This window comes from Mitsuaria sp. GD03876 (assembly GCF_029840635.1).
Lineage (GTDB): Bacteria > Pseudomonadota > Gammaproteobacteria > Burkholderiales > Burkholderiaceae_C > Roseateles.
Window position 1 is genome coordinate 54,773 of record NZ_JAOCCU010000027.1, and the last position, 15,172, is coordinate 69,944.

The following is a 15,172-nucleotide window of genomic DNA, read 5'->3' on the forward strand; positions in this document are numbered from 1 at the left end:
GGATGTCGCGGGCGATTGTAGGCAGCGAAAGCAAGCCCCTGACAGGAGCGCGCGTACCCCGGCGCCCCTGGGCGCCAGCCGCCCCTCAGCCGTCCTGGCGAACGACGCGCCCGACCTTCAGCTCGGCCTCGCCGTCGGCCAGCACCGCGCGCAAGTCCTGACCCTCGCGCAACTGCTCGACGGAGCTGAGCGCCCGTCCCTGCCCGTCGTCCAGCCAGGCGTAGCCGCGCGCCAGCACCTGGCGCGGATCCAGCGCCTGCAGCCGCGCCTGGAGCGCATCCAGCCGATGCGCGCCACGCTGCGCCTGCTGCGGCAGCGCGCGGTCGAGCCGTTGCGCGAGGTGTCGCAGCCGTTGCGCCTCGAGCGCCGCCACGCGCGGCGCCACCTGCCCGAGCCGCTGCTCGAGGTGGCGCAGGCGTTGCGCGTCCAAGCCGACGGTGCGTGGCACCACCTGCCCGAGGCGCTGGGACAGCAGGTCCAGCCGGCGCCGCTGGCGGGCCAGCGCGTCGCCCGGCCGGGCCAGCCGCAACGCCAGCCGGTCCAGGCGCTGCGCCGCGCCGTCCAGCCGTTGCTCGACCCGGCGCAGCAGTTGCCGCTCCAGCGCGTCCAGCGTCTCCAGGCACTGCTGGCGAGCAACCGTCGCGAGCTCGGCCGCGGCGGTCGGCGTCGGCGCGCGCAGGTCGGCCGCCAGGTCCGCCAGCGTGATGTCGGTCTCGTGCCCGACGCCGCAGATCACCGACAGCGCCGATTCGGCCACCGCCTGCACCACGCGCTCGTCGTTGAAGGCCCACAGGTCCTCCAGCGAGCCGCCGCCGCGCACCAGCAGCAGGACCTCGGCATCGGCGCGCTCGTTGGCCGCGGCCAGCGCACGCACGATCGCCGGCGGGGCGTCGGCGCCCTGCACCAGCGTCGGGTAGATGAACACCCGCGCATGCGGCGCCCGCCGCCGCAGCGCGGTCAGCACGTCGTGCAGCGCGGCACCGGCGGTCGAGGTGATCACGCCGATCCGGCGCGCGTACGGCGGCGGCCGGCGCTTGCGGTCGGCGTCGAACAGCCCCTGCGCCTCCAGCCGCGCCTTCAGGCGCAGGAACTGCTCGTACAGCGCGCCTTCGCCGGAGCGCCGCATCGCCTCGACGATGAACTGCAGCTCCCCGCGCGGCCCGTACAGGTCCAGGCGGCCGCGCAGCTCGACGGTCATGCCGTCCCGGGGCGCGAAGTCCACCATGCCCGCCACCCGGCGGAACATGGCGCAGCGCAGCATCGCCGGCTGCCCGTCGGCGTCCTTCAGGCTGAAATAGCAGTGCCCGCTGGCGGCGCGCGTGAATCCCGAGAGCTCGCCTTGCACCGCCACGACGGGGAATCGCGACTGCAACGCGTCGGAAAGGGCCGTCAACAGGGCCGCCACCCCCCAGACCATCCGTGGCGATGCGGGTTTGGAGGCGTCAATCATGCGCAAACCCAGCATTGGCGCGGGTCTGGAACTCCACAGCCGCGCCAATGCTGGCTCCGCGGGCCATCCGGGCCGTCATGCCCGCGTCACAGATCGATAAGCGCTTGTTTTTCAAAAGCTTTTTCCTGCCTCTTTTTTGAGCAGGCTAATCCTTGCCGTTTGCCGACGGGCCCTGGCGCGGTTCCGCGACGGGTTTCCCACAAAGTTATCCACAGGTTCGGTGGATGTTTGTAAGGGCATGTGATGAGGGTCGGCAGTGGGCTGTGCCGGGGCGGCGTGGCGCCATAATGCGCCGCCGGGCCGGAGATGCCCGAACGGAGGGAAAGCCTTGTTTTCGATCATACAAGCCGCCGGCTGGCCGATCTGGCCGTTGCTGCTGTGTTCCGTGGTGGCCCTGGCGCTGATCATCGAACGCATCGTCAGCCTGCGGGCCGCCCGGGTGGCGCCGCCCAGCCTGATCGAGGAGGTGCTGGGCGTGACCCAGTTGCAGATCCCGAGCGGCGAGGTCGTCGGCAAGCTGGCCGAGAACTCGCTGCTGGGCCAGGTGCTGGCCGCCGGGCTGCGCGCCTCGCAGGCCGATCCCCGCGCCGGCGAGACCCGCCTGCGCCAGGTCTTCGAGCTGGCCGGCCGCCACGCGATCCACCAGATGGAGCGCTACCTGAACACGCTGGGCACGATCGCCGCGGCCGCCCCGCTGCTGGGCCTGCTGGGCACCGTGGTGGGCATGATCGAGATCTTCGGCAGCCAGAGCCCCAACGGCAACAACCCGGCGCTGCTGGCGCACGGCATCTCGATCGCGCTGTACAACACCGCGTTCGGCCTGATCGTCGCGATCCCGTCGCTGATGACCTACCGCTACTTCCGCGGTCGCATCGAGGCCTACATCGTCGACATGGAGCAGGCCAGCGAGCGGCTGCTGACCCACCTGGTCAACCGCGCGATGCCCGCCGCGGCCAACGCCGCGAACACCGCCAACGCCGGACCGGCCAGCGTGCCGCCCGCCGTGGCCGTGCCCGCCCCGTCGCAAGGCAAGGCCAAGGCATGAAGTTCCGCCGTCGTCAGGGCGAGGAACCGGAGATCAACCTGATCCCGTTCATCGACGTGCTGCTCGTGGTGCTGATCTTCCTGATGCTGTCGACCACGTACTCGAAGTTCACCGAGCTGCAGCTGACGCTGCCCACCGCCGACGCCCAGCAGCTCAAGGAACGGCCGGCGGAGATCATCGTGTCGATCTCGGCCGACGGCCGCTACGCGATCGACCGCGGCGCGGTCGAGGGCCGCAGCGTGGACCTGCTGACGGCGGCGCTGCTGCAGGCCGCGCAAGGCAAGGCCGAACCGGTGGTGATCATCTCCGCCGACGCGGCCACGCCCCACCAGGCCGTCGTCAACGCGATGGACGCGGCCCGCCGCGCCAACCTGACGCGCCTGACCTTCGCGGCCAACAAGCCGCAATGACCGCCGCGATGGCCCGGGACCGGACATGACCCGGCCGGCCCTCGAGGACCGGCTGCAGCGCGCCTGGCGGGACGACGACCGCCTCGCCCACCTGCTGCGCCCGCTGGCCGCGCTGCATGGCGCGGTGCTGCGGCTGCGCGTGGCGCTCTACCGGTTCGGGCTCAAGAAGAGCGAGACGCTGCCGGTGCCGGTGGTCGTCGTCGGGAACTGGGTCGTCGGCGGCGCCGGCAAGACGCCCACCACGCTGGCGCTGCTGGAGACGCTGCGGCACATGGGCCTGCGCGCCGGCGTGATCTCGCGCGGCTACGGCCGCGTCGACGAGGAGCGCGTGCGCGTGATCGCCGACGGCGACCGGGCCGAGGACGTCGGCGACGAACCCCTGCTGATCCGGCTGCGCGCCGGCGTGCCGGTGGCCGTCGGCCGGGACCGCGTCGCCGCGGCGCGGGCGCTGCTCGAGGCCTGTCCCTGGATCGAGGTGCTGGTCTCCGACGACGGCCTGCAGCACTGGCGGCTGCCGCGGCAGTTGAGCCTGCTCGTGTTCGACGAGCGCGGCCTGGGCAACGGCCGGCTGCTGCCCGCCGGGCCGCTGCGCCAGGCGCGCGCGCTGCCGCCGCCGCCGGGCTCGTCGCCCGACACCCTGGTGCTGTACAGCACCGGCCGCCCGAGCACCGCCCTGCCCGGCTTCGTCGGCACGCGGCAACTGGCCGGCGCGGTCGCGCTGGCCGACTGGTGGCGCGGCGAACCCGCGCGGATGGACCGCCTGCAGGCGTTGCGCGGCAAGCCGCTGCTGGCGGCGGCCGGACTGGCGCGGCCGCAGCGCTTCTTCGACATGCTCGGCGAACAGGGCCTGACCTTCCGCGCGCTGGCCTTGCCGGACCACGCGTCGCTCGACCCGCTGCCCTGGGCCCGCACCGACGAGGTCGTCATCACCGAGAAGGACGCGGTGAAGCTGCGCCCCGAGGCGCTGCAAGGCTGCCGCATCTGGGTGGTGGCGCTAGACTTCCGCCCCGAACCCGCTTTTGAAGAGGCGCTGCAGCGCGAGCTGCGGCGGCTGCTCCCCCATGGACCATCGACTGATTGAGATGCTGGTGTGCCCCGTCTGCAAGGGCCCGCTGGACGACCGCCGCAATGCCGCGGCCACCGGACTGCCGGAGCGCGAACTGGTGTGCCCCGCCGACCGCCTGGCCTTCCCGATCCGCGACGGCATCCCGGTCATGCTGGCCAACGAGGCCCGCGCCACCGACGCCGAGGGCGACCCGGCGTGAGCGTCGACTTCCACATCGTGATCCCGGCCCGGCTGGCCTCGACCCGCCTGCCCAACAAGCCGCTGGCCGACATCGCCGGCGCGCCGATGATCGTGCAGGTCGCGCGGCGCGCGGCGCTGGCGGGCGCGGCGCAGGTCGTCGTGGCCACCGACGCGCCCGAGGTGCTCGCCGCCTGCGAGGCCCATGGCGTGCGGGCGCTGATGACGCGGGCCGACCACGCCAGCGGCAGCGACCGCCTCGCGGAGGCGGTCGAGCTGCTCGGCCTGCCGGATGACGCGGTGGTCGTGAACGTCCAGGGCGACGAGCCGCTGATCGCGCCGGAGATGATCCAGTCGTGCGCGGCGCTGCTGGCCGCGCGGCCGGCGTGCGCGATGGCGACGGTGGCCCATGCGATCGACGACGACGCCGAGTTCGCGAACCCGAACGTCGTCAAGCTGGTCACCGATGCCCAGGGGCTGGCGCTGTACTTCTCGCGCGCGCCGATCCCGTGGTGGCGCGACGCGCCCGGCGGCGGTGCCCGCGTCAAGCCGGACGCGGTGCTGCGCCACGTCGGCCTGTATGCATACCGCGCCGGCTTTTTGCGGCGTTTCCCGACGCTCGCGGTCTCGCCGCTGGAGCAGATCGAGGCGCTCGAGCAGCTGCGCGTGCTGTGGCACGGCGAGCGCATCGCGGTGCATGTCAGCGCCGAACGTCCGGGCCCCGGCGTCGACACGCCCGAGGACCTCGAACGCGTGCGACGCCTGATGGGCCACTGAGCCGCGCCGCGGCGGATCCCCGCGTTCATCGGCCCTGTCCGCGATCCGGGGGCATGGCCCGACAGGGTTACACCCCAGTTCATTCAGCTGCCGCGTCAGCGGGCCGTAGGCCAGCGCGTGCTATCCTCGCCCGCAGTTTTCGAGGGCGCGTCGACCCGTGCGGCGCGCCCTCTCCACGTTATCGAGGAGACCCATGCGACTGATTCTTCTTGGCGCGCCCGGCGCCGGCAAAGGCACCCAGGCCGCCTTCATCTGCCAAAAGTTCGGCATCCCGCAGATCTCCACCGGCGACATGCTGCGCGCGGCGGTCAAGGCCGGCACCGAGCTGGGTGTCGCGGCCAAGAAGGTGATGGACGCCGGCGGCCTCGTCAGCGACGACATCATCATCGGACTGGTCAAGGAGCGCATCGCGCAGCCGGACTGCGCCAAGGGCTTCCTCTTCGACGGTTTCCCGCGCACCCTGCCGCAGGCCGACGCGATGAAGGCGGCCGGCGTGAAGCTGGACTTCGTGCTCGAGATCGACGTCCCTGACAGCGCCATCATCGAGCGCATGAGCGGCCGCCGCGTGCACGTCGGCTCGGGCCGCACGTACCACACGAAGTTCAACCCGCCCAAGGTCGCCGGCCAGGACGACGTCACCGGCGAGGCGCTGATCCAGCGCGACGACGACAAGGAAGACACCGTGCGCAAGCGCCTGGAGGTCTACCAGTCGCAGACCCGCCCGCTGGTCGACTACTACTCGAGCTGGGCCGCCAGCGGCGATGCGCAGGCGCCGAAGTACCGCCGCATCGAAGGCATCGGCTCGGTCGACGAGATCACCGCCCGCGCGCTGGCCGCGCTGGGCTGATCCGGCGCCTCCGATCCGGACGACGGCGGCCCGCGGGGCCGCCATTTTTTCGCCGACAATTGACGTTTACGTCAACGGCAACTACTCCGCCTCCGGCCACCGCCGGCGCGCGGACTTCCCGACAACTCACGGACAACGTGGAAGGAGACATCCCATGGACATCGCGAACAAGGTCTTCATCGTCACCGGCGGCGCGTCGGGCCTGGGCGAAGGCACGGCCCGGATGCTGGCGCGCGAAGGCGCCACCGTCGTCATCGCCGACCTGCAGGTCGAACGCGGCGAGGCGCTGGCCAAGGAACTGAACGGCGCCTTCGTCAAGTGCGACGTCAGCCAGGAGGCCGATGGCCAGGCGGTCGTCGCCAAGGCGGTGTCGCTGGGCAAGCTGATGGGCCTGGTGAACTGCGCCGGTATCGCTCCGGCCGCCAAGACCGTCGGCAAGGACGGCGCGCACTCGCTGGCGACCTTCGCCAAGGTCATCACCGTCAACCTGGTCGGCAGCTTCAACATGATCCGCCTGGCCGCCGAGGCGATGAGCAAGAACGAGCCGGAAGCCACCGGCGAGCGCGGCGTGATGATCTCGACGGCCTCGGTGGCGGCCTACGACGGCCAGATCGGCCAGGCGGCGTACGCGGCCTCCAAGGGCGGCGTCGTCGGCATGACGCTGCCGATCGCCCGCGACCTGGCCCGCAACGGCATCCGCAACATGACGATCGCCCCCGGCATCTTCGGCACGCCGATGCTGTTCGGCATGCCGCAGGAGGTGCAGGACGCGCTGGCCGCCAGCGTGCCCTTCCCGTCGCGCCTGGGCCGCCCGGAGGACTACGCCAAGCTGGTCCACCAGATCGTCACCAACGACATGCTCAACGGCGAGGTGATCCGCCTGGACGGCGCGATCCGCATGGCGCCGAAGTGAGCCGAAGGCCGCCGGCCCCGGCGGCCCTGGCGGGCCTCCTTGTGGGACGGCCATGAAAAAGGCCTCCCGGCGCGAGCCGGGAGGCCTTGTCGCTTCAGCGCGCGGCGTTTACTTCGCGCTGCGGGCGTAGACGGACCACAGGCCGGCCAGGTCGGCCGAGCCGTCGGTGCCCTTGACGGTGCGCCACGTGGCTTGCGCCTTGGCCTTCTCGCCGCCCAGGAACTGCGCCAGGCCCAGGTAGAGCTTGGCGTCGTCCGGCCGCTTCAGGTTGCCCTTGGCGATGCCTTCCTCGATCAGCTTGATGCCGGCGGCGGCCTGGCCGCGCTGCACCTGCGCGAAGCCGACCTTCACCAGTTCGTCGCCCTCGCGGGCGCCGCGGGCGGCCGTCTCGGCCGCGGCCGCGCCGGCCTTGGCTTCGGCGATGCGCTTGTCCAGCAGATCGGCCAGGCGCTTCGGACGGGCGTTGTCGTCGGTCGGCTTCAGGATGCCGGAGGCGAAGCCCTTGTCCAGGACCTTCTTGCCCTCTTCCGGATAACCGGCGGCGCCGGCCAGCTGCGCCAGCTCCATGTAGTCGTTGGCGCCCTGCATGTTGTCGGTCACCAGCCTCAGGCGCAGCACGTCGACCTGGTAGCGGCCGGCGGCGAAGCCCTTCTTGCTCTGCAGCGTGCCCAGCGACTGCGCCCACAGCTTCTGCGTCGGGTAGTAGTTCAGCAGCTTCTGGATCAGCACCGACTCGGTGGCGCCGTCGCCCTTCTTGTTGGCGGCCCACAGCGCGGTGTTGAGCTTGTCCTGCGACGGGGCGCGGCCGGCCTTCTCCTCGGCGGCGATGTCGGCCAGCGTGTCCTTGAGCACGGTGGTCACGTCGCCCGAGCGCAGCTGGGCGGCGCTCTGGATCTGCTTCATCGTGGGGCTGTTGCCGCCCGCGGCGTTGTACTTGTTGACCCACTCCAGCGCCTTGGCGCCGTTGCCCGCCCGCAGGTAGGTGCCGGCGATGGCTTCCATCGTCAGCAGCTTGTTGGCCGCGGGCATCTTGCCGGCGGCGCTCAGCGCGTCATAGGCCTTGGCCATGCCGTCGGCATCGCCCAGGCGCGAGGCGGCGGACAGGCGCAGGCCTTCCAGCGTCGCGTTCTCGTCGGCGTTGCGGCCGGGGACGGCCTCGGCCTCGCGGATCTTGCCCATGGCCTCTTGCGCCTTGCCCGCCTTGAGCAGGTCGGACGCGGCCTTGAGCGCGCCGCCCACCTGGGGGCGCACCTGCGCGGCGGCCTGGGACAGGACGCTCAGGCTGCCTTCGGGCGTGGAGCCCAGCACCAGCGCGGCGGCGCCGACGGCAGCGGTTGCCAGCAGTTTGAGTTTCATTCGCTTGCTCTCCTGGAAGAAAAAACGCGCCACCCTCGCGGGCAGCGCGTTTCGTTCAGTCATCGATCAGACGGTCACCCGGCCTCAGTTCAGGAACTGTTCGTTCCCGACCATCGCCATCTTCTTGACGCCGAGGCGCTGCGCCGACGCCATCACGTTGGCGACATAGCCGTATTCGGCCAGCTTGTTCGGCTTGATGTGCACTTCCGGCTGGTCCGGAATCGCGACGACCTCGGCCAGCTTGGCCTCGAGCGCCGCGTGGTTCGGCACCGCGGCGCCGTCCCAGAACACCGTGCCGTCGAAGTCGATCGCCACTTCGTGGACGATCGGTTCGGTCGGCGGCGTCTGGTTGTTCGGCGGCGGCATGTCCAGGTTGACCGAGTGCAGCTGGATCGGGATGGTGATGATCAGCATCACCAGCAGCACCAGCATCACGTCGATCAGCGGCGTCGTGTTGACGTCCAGCATGGTTTCGGGATCGTCACCACCGCTGGAGCTTCCGACATTCATACCCATTCTTCAGCTCCTTCAGCCACCACGAGCCGGCGGCTCGGTGACGAACTTGATGGACATGATGCCCGCGCGCTGGCACGCGACCATCACCTTGCCCACGTTCTCGTAGCGCGATTTCTCGTCGCCGCGGATGTGGACTTCCGGCTGAGGGTTCAGGACCGCGACCTTCTTCAGGCGCGACACCAGCGTCTCCGTATCCGGAATCGGCTGGACGCCCCAGTAGATGTCGCCATCCTTGGTCACCGCGATCTCGATGTTTTCCGGCTTGGTGACGCGGACGACGTTCGTCTCCTTCGGCAGGGTCACCCCCACCGACTGCGTCACCACCGGCACGGTGATGAGGAAGATGATCAGCAGCACCAGCATCACGTCCACGAGGGGCGTGGTGTTGATGGTCGAGACCACCTCGTCGTCGCCACCGGACGAACCTACGTTCATCCCCATATTGCGTCTCCGGGACTGCGGTGGATTAGCGGCCTGCGACCTTGCGGCTGCCCATCAGGACGCCGTGCAGGTCAGCAGCGAAGGCACGGACCTGGCCCATCACCGACTTGTTGCGGTTGACCAGCCAGTTGTAGCCCAGCACGGCCGGAACGGCCACGCCCAGACCGATGGCGGTCATGATCAGCGCGGCGCCCACGGGGCCGGCGACCTTGTCGATCGACGCCTGACCGGCCACGCCGATCTGGGTCAGCGCCTGCAGGATGCCCCACACCGTGCCGAACAGGCCGATGAAGGGAGAGGTCGAGCCGACGGTGGCCAGGAAGCCCAGGCCGCCTTGCAGGCGCGAGTTCACTTCGCCGACGGCGCGGTCGATGTTCATCGTGACCCACGTGTTGTGGTCGATGTTCTCGGTCAGGGCGCCTTCGTGGTGGTCCGACGCTTCCACGCCGGTCTGGGCGATGAAGCGGAACGCGCCGGTCTCGCTCAGGCCCTTGATGCCTTCGGCCAGCGAGGCCTTCTTGAAGAACGAGGCGCGGACTTCCTTCGCTTCACGGGCGATCTTGGAGGTGTCCCACAGCTTCGTGAACAGGATGTACCACGAGCCCATGGACATGATGGCCAGGATGGCCAGCACGGCCTGGTCGACCACGTTGCCGTGGGCGACGATGTTGCCCAGGCTGTAGGGGTTGTCGACCGGCTTGGCGGCGGGCGCTTCGGCAACGGCGGCGGGAGCGATGTCGGCAGGAGCGGGGGCGGAATCGGCGGCGGAGGCGGCGGCCGAGGCAGCCTGGTCCTGCGCTTGGGCGGCCAGCGGGGAGACAGCCAGGGTCGCGGCGCACGCGACGGCCGCAAACAAGGCAGACAGACGAGAGATCATGGAGTTAGCTCCTACGCAAAAAGTCTTGAACTCAGGTTGAGAGGCCGGGGCGCGTCGGGCGCCCCGTATTCGATCGATCGCGGGTCGGACGGGCCCGGGATCATTCCATGTTGAACACGAATTCCTGTTCCAGGATCGCGTCGCCAGGGCATTCGTACGTCTCCGAGACGGCCGAGGTGATCGCGTTCTTCAGCGCGCGATCCGCCTTGCGGTCGTTGGCGCCGCGTAGCGTCGCCAGGGAGATCTCGACCACCTTGCCCGCCTTGACGGTGAACGTGGCCTTGTAGCTCGCGGTGCCGCTCCAGTTGAGGGCCGGCATGTCCGGCTTGCCCATCTTGGTGCAGCTGCCGACGGCGGAGCGGACCTTGTTGGTCGGCGGAGCCGGGGGCGCCGGGGCGGCCGGGGCCGGCGCGGGCCGGAACTCCTGGGCCGGCGGCGGCGTCGTCGACTGCACGGCCACCGTCTGCGTCGGCGGCGGCGGTGCCGTCACGACGACCTCGGGCGGCGGCACGAACGGCGGCGGCGGGGCCTTGATGTCCGGGGGCGGCGGCACGACCTTCTCCGGCGGAGGCGGCGGCTTGACCTTTTCCTCGACGACCTTGACGTCGATCGGACCCTTCACCGCCTCCTTGATCTTGGTCGCCAGGCCGCTGGCCAGGGCGCCGATGATCAGGACGTGGACCAAGATGACGAGGCCGAACCCCGTCAGGCGCGACGAACCGCCTTTATCCTGCGCAAAGTTCATGCGCGCTCCTTCATCAAACTGCGAATTTCTTTCATCGAAGCTACAAGGGGAGTTCGACTCAACACAGCGTCTGGTCGGATCAGGCGTTCGCGCCGCAACCTGGGGTCAGCAGCGCCTGTCTTGCCGGCTGTGCGAGCGACGGAAGCGACAGGTGCCACGACGCCGAAGCGCCACGGACCGTCGACCCGCCGAATGCAGGATGGACACACGAAGACTCGAAAACCCAGGGCACGATACGAACCCGACTCAACAAAAATGCCCGTCAGCTTGTGGCCGCGGGCGTCTCGAGGATCGGTCAAAAATCCGTAGCAAAACTACAGAACTGACCTCCTTTCACGACCTCGATCATAGACGACATGCACGAGCGGCAAGCCATGGGGTTTGCCCCACCATGCGCGCATCGCCCTTCGCACGAGTGACCGCCAGTTACGGCGGACACGGCGTCCGGAGGCCATGACATCCGACCCTGGTATTCTACTGGTATGGCCCTTGGGACCCCGGCCCGGAAGCCTAGGGCTAACCCGCAAGATCGGCTCGAAAGCGTTACGGTGCGAACGGAGCAATCGCCGTTCCCGCCTCACGCGGCGATCAGCCAGCCGGTGATCGCCTGGCGCTCCGCCATGGCGAAGGGCGGCACGTAGGACACGAAATGTCGCTGCGGCACGGTGAACAGCGACAGGGAATTGAAGTGCGGGAAGTAGGTGTCGAGCACCGACCCGTCCTCCGCCGTGAAGTGGAGCATCCCGCCCCAGTCCGGCCGCCAGCGCCGGGTGAGGTTGATCACGTAGGCGATCCGGCGGTCCTCGCGGTCCACATGGTCGTCGTGCGTGGTCAGGAAGTTACCGCGCGAGTACATCGTCGCCTGCGCGTAGACGCCGTTGATGTCGGCGTCACCGCTGAGTTCGCGCATGCGCGACAGGAACTCCTCGCCCGCCATCCAGCGCATGAAGCGCGCCAGCAGGTCGGTCCGGCCGTCGCCCACCGCCCGCACCAGCGAGTCCGAGAAGAACGAGAACTGGAAACCCTCGCGCGCGACCGCGTGGATGCCCTCGGTGAGCTGCATCCGTTGCTGCGGCGCCAGCGACCGCAACTGCGCGCCGGTCAGGCGCTGGTCGCCATCCAGGTCGCGGTAGACCAGCTCCCAGTCGATCGCCTGCAGCGCGCGGTCCAGCGCGTCGGCGACCTCCGGGGCGAAGAAGTCGCGGATCAGCACCCTGCCCTCGGTGCGCAGCGCGCGCCCCAGGGTGGCGAAATCCAGTGTGGGGTTCAGATAGTCCATGGTGGTGCGGTCGTGCCGCGGTCAGCACTGCGGGGTCCGGAACGGAAGCAGGCCCCGAAAAGGGGCCTGCTGGGGTCCGTGTCCGGACGCTAATCTAAGTCAGATCAGCCTTAGAAGCGGTAGTTGCCGCGGATGTAGAACGAACGCTGCTGGACCGCCGCGTAGGTCGGGTCGAAACCGACCTGGAAGTAGTCTTCCTGGTTGGTGACCGGCGGCTTCTTGTCGAACAGGTTGCGGATGCCGGCCGTGATCGTCACGCCCTTGATGCCGCGGTACTGGCCCTGCACGTCGAACAGGTCGTAGGCCTTGACGTCGGGACCCGGCGAGTAGTCCTCGTAGCCGTTCTGGCGGAAGTAGCGGATCGAGGCCGCCCACTTGTCCTTCTCCCAGTCCAGCGTCAGGGTCTGCTTGAGCTTGACCACCGGGCCGCCCAGGTTGTACTTGCCCAGGTTGTCGCGGGTGGTGCCGGTGCCGACGATGCTTTCCTCGCTCTTGGTCAGCAGCGTGGCTTCCCAGCCCGGGGTGAACGAGCCGTACTCCGTGCGGATGCGGGCACGGGCGCTGAAGTCGAAGCCGGCGGTGCGCAGCTTGCCGACGTTCTCCCACGACGCGCGGATGTAGTTCAGGTAGCCGGTGGCCGGATCGATGACCAGGCGGTCATTGAAGATCGACGTGCTGGTGAAGGTGCCCGGGACGCGGTGCGCTTCCCAGTCGCGCATGATGTCGTCGCCCGACAGGAAGCGCAGGCCGTTCGTGATCTTCATGTCGAAGTAATCCACGCTGATCGTGGTGTCCTTGATCATCTCGAACACGATGCCGGCGGTGAAGGTCTTGGACTTCTCCGGCTCGAGGTTGCGGTTGCTGTTGTTCTGCACCGTCAGCTGCGTGTCGCAGTAGTTGGTGTTGGGGAAGCCCGCGCAACCCTTGATGCGGTCGTAGTTGGGATCGGTGAAGTTGCCGCCCGAGTTGGTGAACGACGACGGCGCGAACAGGTTGTCCAGCGCCGGGGCGCGGAAGCCCTTGCCCGCCGAGGCGCGGAACAGCAGGCCCGTCATCGGGGTGAACTTGACCGACAGCTTCGGGCTGGTCGAGGACAGGTCCTTCGTGTCGAAGGAACCGTCGCGCGAGCTGCCGTGCGTGCTGCTGTACTTGTCGTAGCGGACCGCGGCGTTGATTTCCAGGGTCTTGAGCACCGGGAAGTTCGCTTCGCCGAACACGCCGCTCACGTCGCGGTTGGCCTGCACGCGGCCGGCCGTGCCGCTGCCGCCGACCACGTCGCCGGAGCCGGCGATCTCGGAGTAGCCGTCCAGGTACTTTTCCTTGCGGAACTCGCCGCCGAAGGCGACGCCCAGATTGCCGGCGCCGACGCTGAACAGCTCGCGCGACAGCGTGAAGTCACCGCCGGCGTTGCTGGTCTTGGACTTGCGGTTGTTGCCGGACAGCTCGGCGCCCTTGAGCGCGGCCAGGCCGGCGGCGTCGTTCGGGCCCCAGGGGTTGATCAGGCCGGTCTTGAGCGCCTGGACCAGCTTCGCGTCGGAGAAGTTGCCGCTGACGAAGTCCTCGCGGGCCTTGCCTTCGGCGTAGACCAGCGCGGCCTTGTAGTCGAAGCCGCCCAGCGTGCCTTCGGCGCCGGCGACGGTGCGGGTCACCTCGTTGGTCACCTTGGTGCGGCGCTGGCCGCCGTCCACCATCCGCCAGGCCAGGACCAGGTCGCCGCGGTAGCCCGGGGCCACCGCGTCCACCGCGGCGGTCGGGTAGTACTTGCCGCCGCCCGGATAGAGGTAGTCGTCCTTGCCGGTCGTGGTCGACGGGGTCTGCGACGAACCCAGGATGATCTCGTTGCGGCTGTAGGCGACTTCGGCGAACAGCGTGTTGTCCTGGTTGGCCGCGAACGTGCCCTTCACCAACGCGCCGTAGCGGTCGGACTCGGGCACCAGGTCGATGTAATGCGTGTAGTCGTAGCGGCAGTTGGCCGCGCCGGGGTAGGAATCCGGGCGCGCGCAGGTCGGGAAGTTCGACGCGCCGGGCACGTACTTGCCGGTCGTGGCGATGAAGGTATTGGCCGGGAAGGTGTTGCCCGAGTCCTTCACCACGCCGATGTCGGGGCGGTTGCCGGTGGAGGCGTAGGCGCGGTCCTTCGCGCGGATCGGGTCGTACTTCTGGTAGTTGATCGTGCCCAGCAGGTTCCAGCCTTCCTTGGACAGGTCACCGACGCCGCCGCCGGCGGACAGCGAGAAGATGTCGCCGACCGACTTGGGCATTTCGAGGCCGACGGAGATGTCGGCGCCCTGGAAGTCCTTGCGGGTGATGAAGTTCATCACGCCGCCGATGGCGTCCGAGCCGTAGGTGGCGGACGCGCCGTCGCGCAGCACTTCGATGCGCTCGATCGCGGCCAGCGGGATGGCGTTCAGGTCGACGCCCTGGCCGGAGAACGGATAGACCGGCAGGCGGCGGCCGTTGAGCAGCACCAGCGTGCGGCCGCGGCCCAGGCCGCGCAGCGAGGCGCCGACCTGGCCGTTGGCGGAACCGTCGCCGATGGACTGGCCCAGCGCCAGGCCGCCGCCGTTGTTGTAGCTCAGGCGGTCGACCAGTTCCTGCACGTTGGACGCGCCGGACTTGTTGATCGAGTCGCGGCTGATGACGCTGACCGGGAGCGAGGTTTCGGCGTCGATCCGCTTGATCGACGTGCCGGTGATTTCCACGCGGTCGAGTTGCTGTTGGGCGACCACCGGCAGCGCCGCGGCGCCGAGCGCCAGCAGGGCTGCCAGGTTGATGCTCTTGCGTTTGAACATGAAGACTCCTTAACCAGAAACACAGGTGTTGTGTCCCCGGGAACACAGGGCGGCCGAGGTGTCGGCCAACGCCCTCCGAGCGCTGTTCCCGGGGTTGGGCCGGGCCAGTTTCTTGTCCGCTTTGATAAGGAATCCCCCGTAATCTCCCTAGGCGGGACAGCGCTCCCCCTCTTCCGGGCGGTTTTCGCGGGTAAACACCAAAGGGCGATCCGCGCGCTTCGTTGCGGCCACGCGACGCGCGAACAACGCCCTCGACATGACCTTTACAAGTGTAAAAAGCCGTAAATCGCACCATTAATAATCAATTGGTGCAGCCCTCGCCCTTGACAACTAAACAAGCGCACCAGCGCTGTGCAGAAGGAACTCGGAGAGGCGCCCAGCCGGCCGTTTCGAGCTCGAAGAAGCTTCTCCGTACCGCAATGAAACCTTGTGCGGCACCAGAACGGTGCAACGCCTCGACACGGCTGTTTCGCGCATGAAA

The 15,172-nt window shown here is 69.1% G+C and carries 15 protein-coding genes; 7 read left to right on the forward strand and 8 right to left on the reverse strand.

The annotated features are described in order from the left end of the window. Positions 1-85: 85 nt before the first annotated feature. Complete coding sequence (xseA, locus tag N5D62_RS17490) at positions 86-1,393, reverse strand: exodeoxyribonuclease VII large subunit (RefSeq protein WP_347881821.1); 1,308 nt, start codon at positions 1,391-1,393, stop codon at positions 86-88. A gap of 385 nt (positions 1,394-1,778) precedes the next feature. On the opposite strand from xseA, the gene N5D62_RS17495 reads away from it, so the two are divergent. The 7 genes from N5D62_RS17495 to N5D62_RS17525 all read left to right on the forward strand — a co-directional run bounded on the left by N5D62_RS17495 (position 1,779) and on the right by N5D62_RS17525 (position 6,685). Further along, positions 1,779-2,495, forward strand: a complete 717-nt coding sequence (locus N5D62_RS17495) for a MotA/TolQ/ExbB proton channel family protein (RefSeq protein ID WP_279759145.1) — start codon at positions 1,779-1,781, stop codon at positions 2,493-2,495. Then, positions 2,492-2,905 (forward strand): biopolymer transporter ExbD, encoded by a 414-nt coding sequence (locus N5D62_RS17500; protein ID WP_279759146.1) that lies wholly within the window; start codon positions 2,492-2,494, stop codon positions 2,903-2,905. Before N5D62_RS17495 ends, N5D62_RS17500 begins: the two co-directional genes overlap by 4 nt. 25 nt (positions 2,906-2,930) lie before the next feature. After that, on the forward strand, positions 2,931-3,986 hold the full coding sequence (lpxK, locus tag N5D62_RS17505) for a tetraacyldisaccharide 4'-kinase (RefSeq protein ID WP_279759147.1): 1,056 nt from the start codon (positions 2,931-2,933) through the stop codon (positions 3,984-3,986). Then, positions 3,967-4,170 (forward strand): Trm112 family protein, encoded by a 204-nt coding sequence (locus tag N5D62_RS17510; RefSeq protein ID WP_279759148.1) that lies wholly within the window; start codon positions 3,967-3,969, stop codon positions 4,168-4,170. The genes lpxK and N5D62_RS17510 overlap by 20 nt, the downstream gene beginning before the upstream one ends. Next, positions 4,167-4,925 carry a 3-deoxy-manno-octulosonate cytidylyltransferase gene (gene kdsB, locus N5D62_RS17515; RefSeq protein ID WP_279759149.1) on the forward strand — a complete coding sequence of 253 codons (759 nt, stop codon included), beginning with the start codon at positions 4,167-4,169 and terminating at the stop codon, positions 4,923-4,925. The genes N5D62_RS17510 and kdsB overlap by 4 nt, the downstream gene beginning before the upstream one ends. 193 nt (positions 4,926-5,118) lie before the next feature. Then, positions 5,119-5,772, forward strand: coding sequence for an adenylate kinase (gene adk, locus N5D62_RS17520; protein WP_279759150.1), 654 nt, complete (start codon positions 5,119-5,121; stop codon positions 5,770-5,772). A gap of 154 nt (positions 5,773-5,926) precedes the next feature. Then, positions 5,927-6,685, forward strand: a complete 759-nt coding sequence (locus tag N5D62_RS17525; RefSeq protein WP_279759151.1) for a 3-hydroxyacyl-CoA dehydrogenase — start codon at positions 5,927-5,929, stop codon at positions 6,683-6,685. Between the two features lie 108 nt (positions 6,686-6,793). On the opposite strand, the gene N5D62_RS17530 is transcribed toward N5D62_RS17525, so the two are convergent. The 7 genes from N5D62_RS17530 to N5D62_RS17560 all read right to left on the reverse strand — a co-directional run bounded on the left by N5D62_RS17530 (position 6,794) and on the right by N5D62_RS17560 (position 14,691). Then, positions 6,794-8,041 carry a hypothetical protein gene (locus tag N5D62_RS17530; RefSeq protein ID WP_279759152.1) on the reverse strand — a complete coding sequence of 416 codons (1,248 nt, stop codon included), beginning with the start codon at positions 8,039-8,041 and terminating at the stop codon, positions 6,794-6,796. 84 nt (positions 8,042-8,125) lie between these two features. Beyond that, entirely contained in the window at positions 8,126-8,557 is a 432-nt protein-coding gene (locus N5D62_RS17535; RefSeq protein WP_279759153.1) for a biopolymer transporter ExbD, read from the reverse strand. A 12-nt stretch (positions 8,558-8,569) separates the two neighbouring features. After that, positions 8,570-8,998: a biopolymer transporter ExbD gene (locus N5D62_RS17540; RefSeq protein ID WP_279759154.1), complete on the reverse strand. Its 429-nt coding sequence runs from the start codon at positions 8,996-8,998 to the stop codon at positions 8,570-8,572. A 25-nt stretch (positions 8,999-9,023) separates the two neighbouring features. Beyond that, a complete protein-coding gene (locus N5D62_RS17545; RefSeq protein WP_279759155.1) occupies positions 9,024-9,875 on the reverse strand; it encodes a MotA/TolQ/ExbB proton channel family protein in 852 nt (283 codons plus the stop codon). A gap of 100 nt (positions 9,876-9,975) precedes the next feature. Beyond that, positions 9,976-10,620, reverse strand: coding sequence for an ABC transporter substrate-binding protein (locus N5D62_RS17550; protein ID WP_279759156.1), 645 nt, complete (start codon positions 10,618-10,620; stop codon positions 9,976-9,978). A 577-nt stretch (positions 10,621-11,197) separates the two neighbouring features. Continuing rightward, a complete protein-coding gene (locus N5D62_RS17555; RefSeq protein ID WP_279759157.1) occupies positions 11,198-11,899 on the reverse strand; it encodes a 2OG-Fe(II) oxygenase family protein in 702 nt (233 codons plus the stop codon). Positions 11,900-12,009: 110 nt separating this feature from the next. After that, a complete protein-coding gene (locus N5D62_RS17560) occupies positions 12,010-14,691 on the reverse strand; it encodes a TonB-dependent receptor (RefSeq protein ID WP_279759158.1) in 2,682 nt (893 codons plus the stop codon). Positions 14,692-15,172 lie beyond the last annotated feature (481 nt).

Bases quoted from the DNA above. Each gene is read 5' to 3' on its own strand.
- N5D62_RS17550 (WP_279759156.1), bottom strand. From the start codon at position 10,620: ATGAACTTTGCGCAGGATAAAGGCGGTTCGTCGCGCCTGACGGGGTTC.
- N5D62_RS17555 (WP_279759157.1), bottom strand. From the start codon at position 11,899: ATGGACTATCTGAACCCCACACTGGATTTCGCCACCCTGGGGCGCGCG.
- N5D62_RS17545 (WP_279759155.1), bottom strand. From the start codon at position 9,875: ATGATCTCTCGTCTGTCTGCCTTGTTTGCGGCCGTCGCGTGCGCCGCG.
- N5D62_RS17500 (WP_279759146.1), top strand. From the start codon at position 2,492: ATGAAGTTCCGCCGTCGTCAGGGCGAGGAACCGGAGATCAACCTGATC.
- N5D62_RS17540 (WP_279759154.1), bottom strand. From the start codon at position 8,998: ATGGGGATGAACGTAGGTTCGTCCGGTGGCGACGACGAGGTGGTCTCG.
- N5D62_RS17560 (WP_279759158.1), bottom strand. From the start codon at position 14,691: ATGTTCAAACGCAAGAGCATCAACCTGGCAGCCCTGCTGGCGCTCGGC.
- lpxK (WP_279759147.1), top strand. From the start codon at position 2,931: ATGACCCGGCCGGCCCTCGAGGACCGGCTGCAGCGCGCCTGGCGGGAC.
- N5D62_RS17510 (WP_279759148.1), top strand. From the start codon at position 3,967: ATGGACCATCGACTGATTGAGATGCTGGTGTGCCCCGTCTGCAAGGGC.
- N5D62_RS17535 (WP_279759153.1), bottom strand. From the start codon at position 8,557: ATGGGTATGAATGTCGGAAGCTCCAGCGGTGGTGACGATCCCGAAACC.
- N5D62_RS17530 (WP_279759152.1), bottom strand. From the start codon at position 8,041: ATGAAACTCAAACTGCTGGCAACCGCTGCCGTCGGCGCCGCCGCGCTG.
- adk (WP_279759150.1), top strand. From the start codon at position 5,119: ATGCGACTGATTCTTCTTGGCGCGCCCGGCGCCGGCAAAGGCACCCAG.
- N5D62_RS17525 (WP_279759151.1), top strand. From the start codon at position 5,927: ATGGACATCGCGAACAAGGTCTTCATCGTCACCGGCGGCGCGTCGGGC.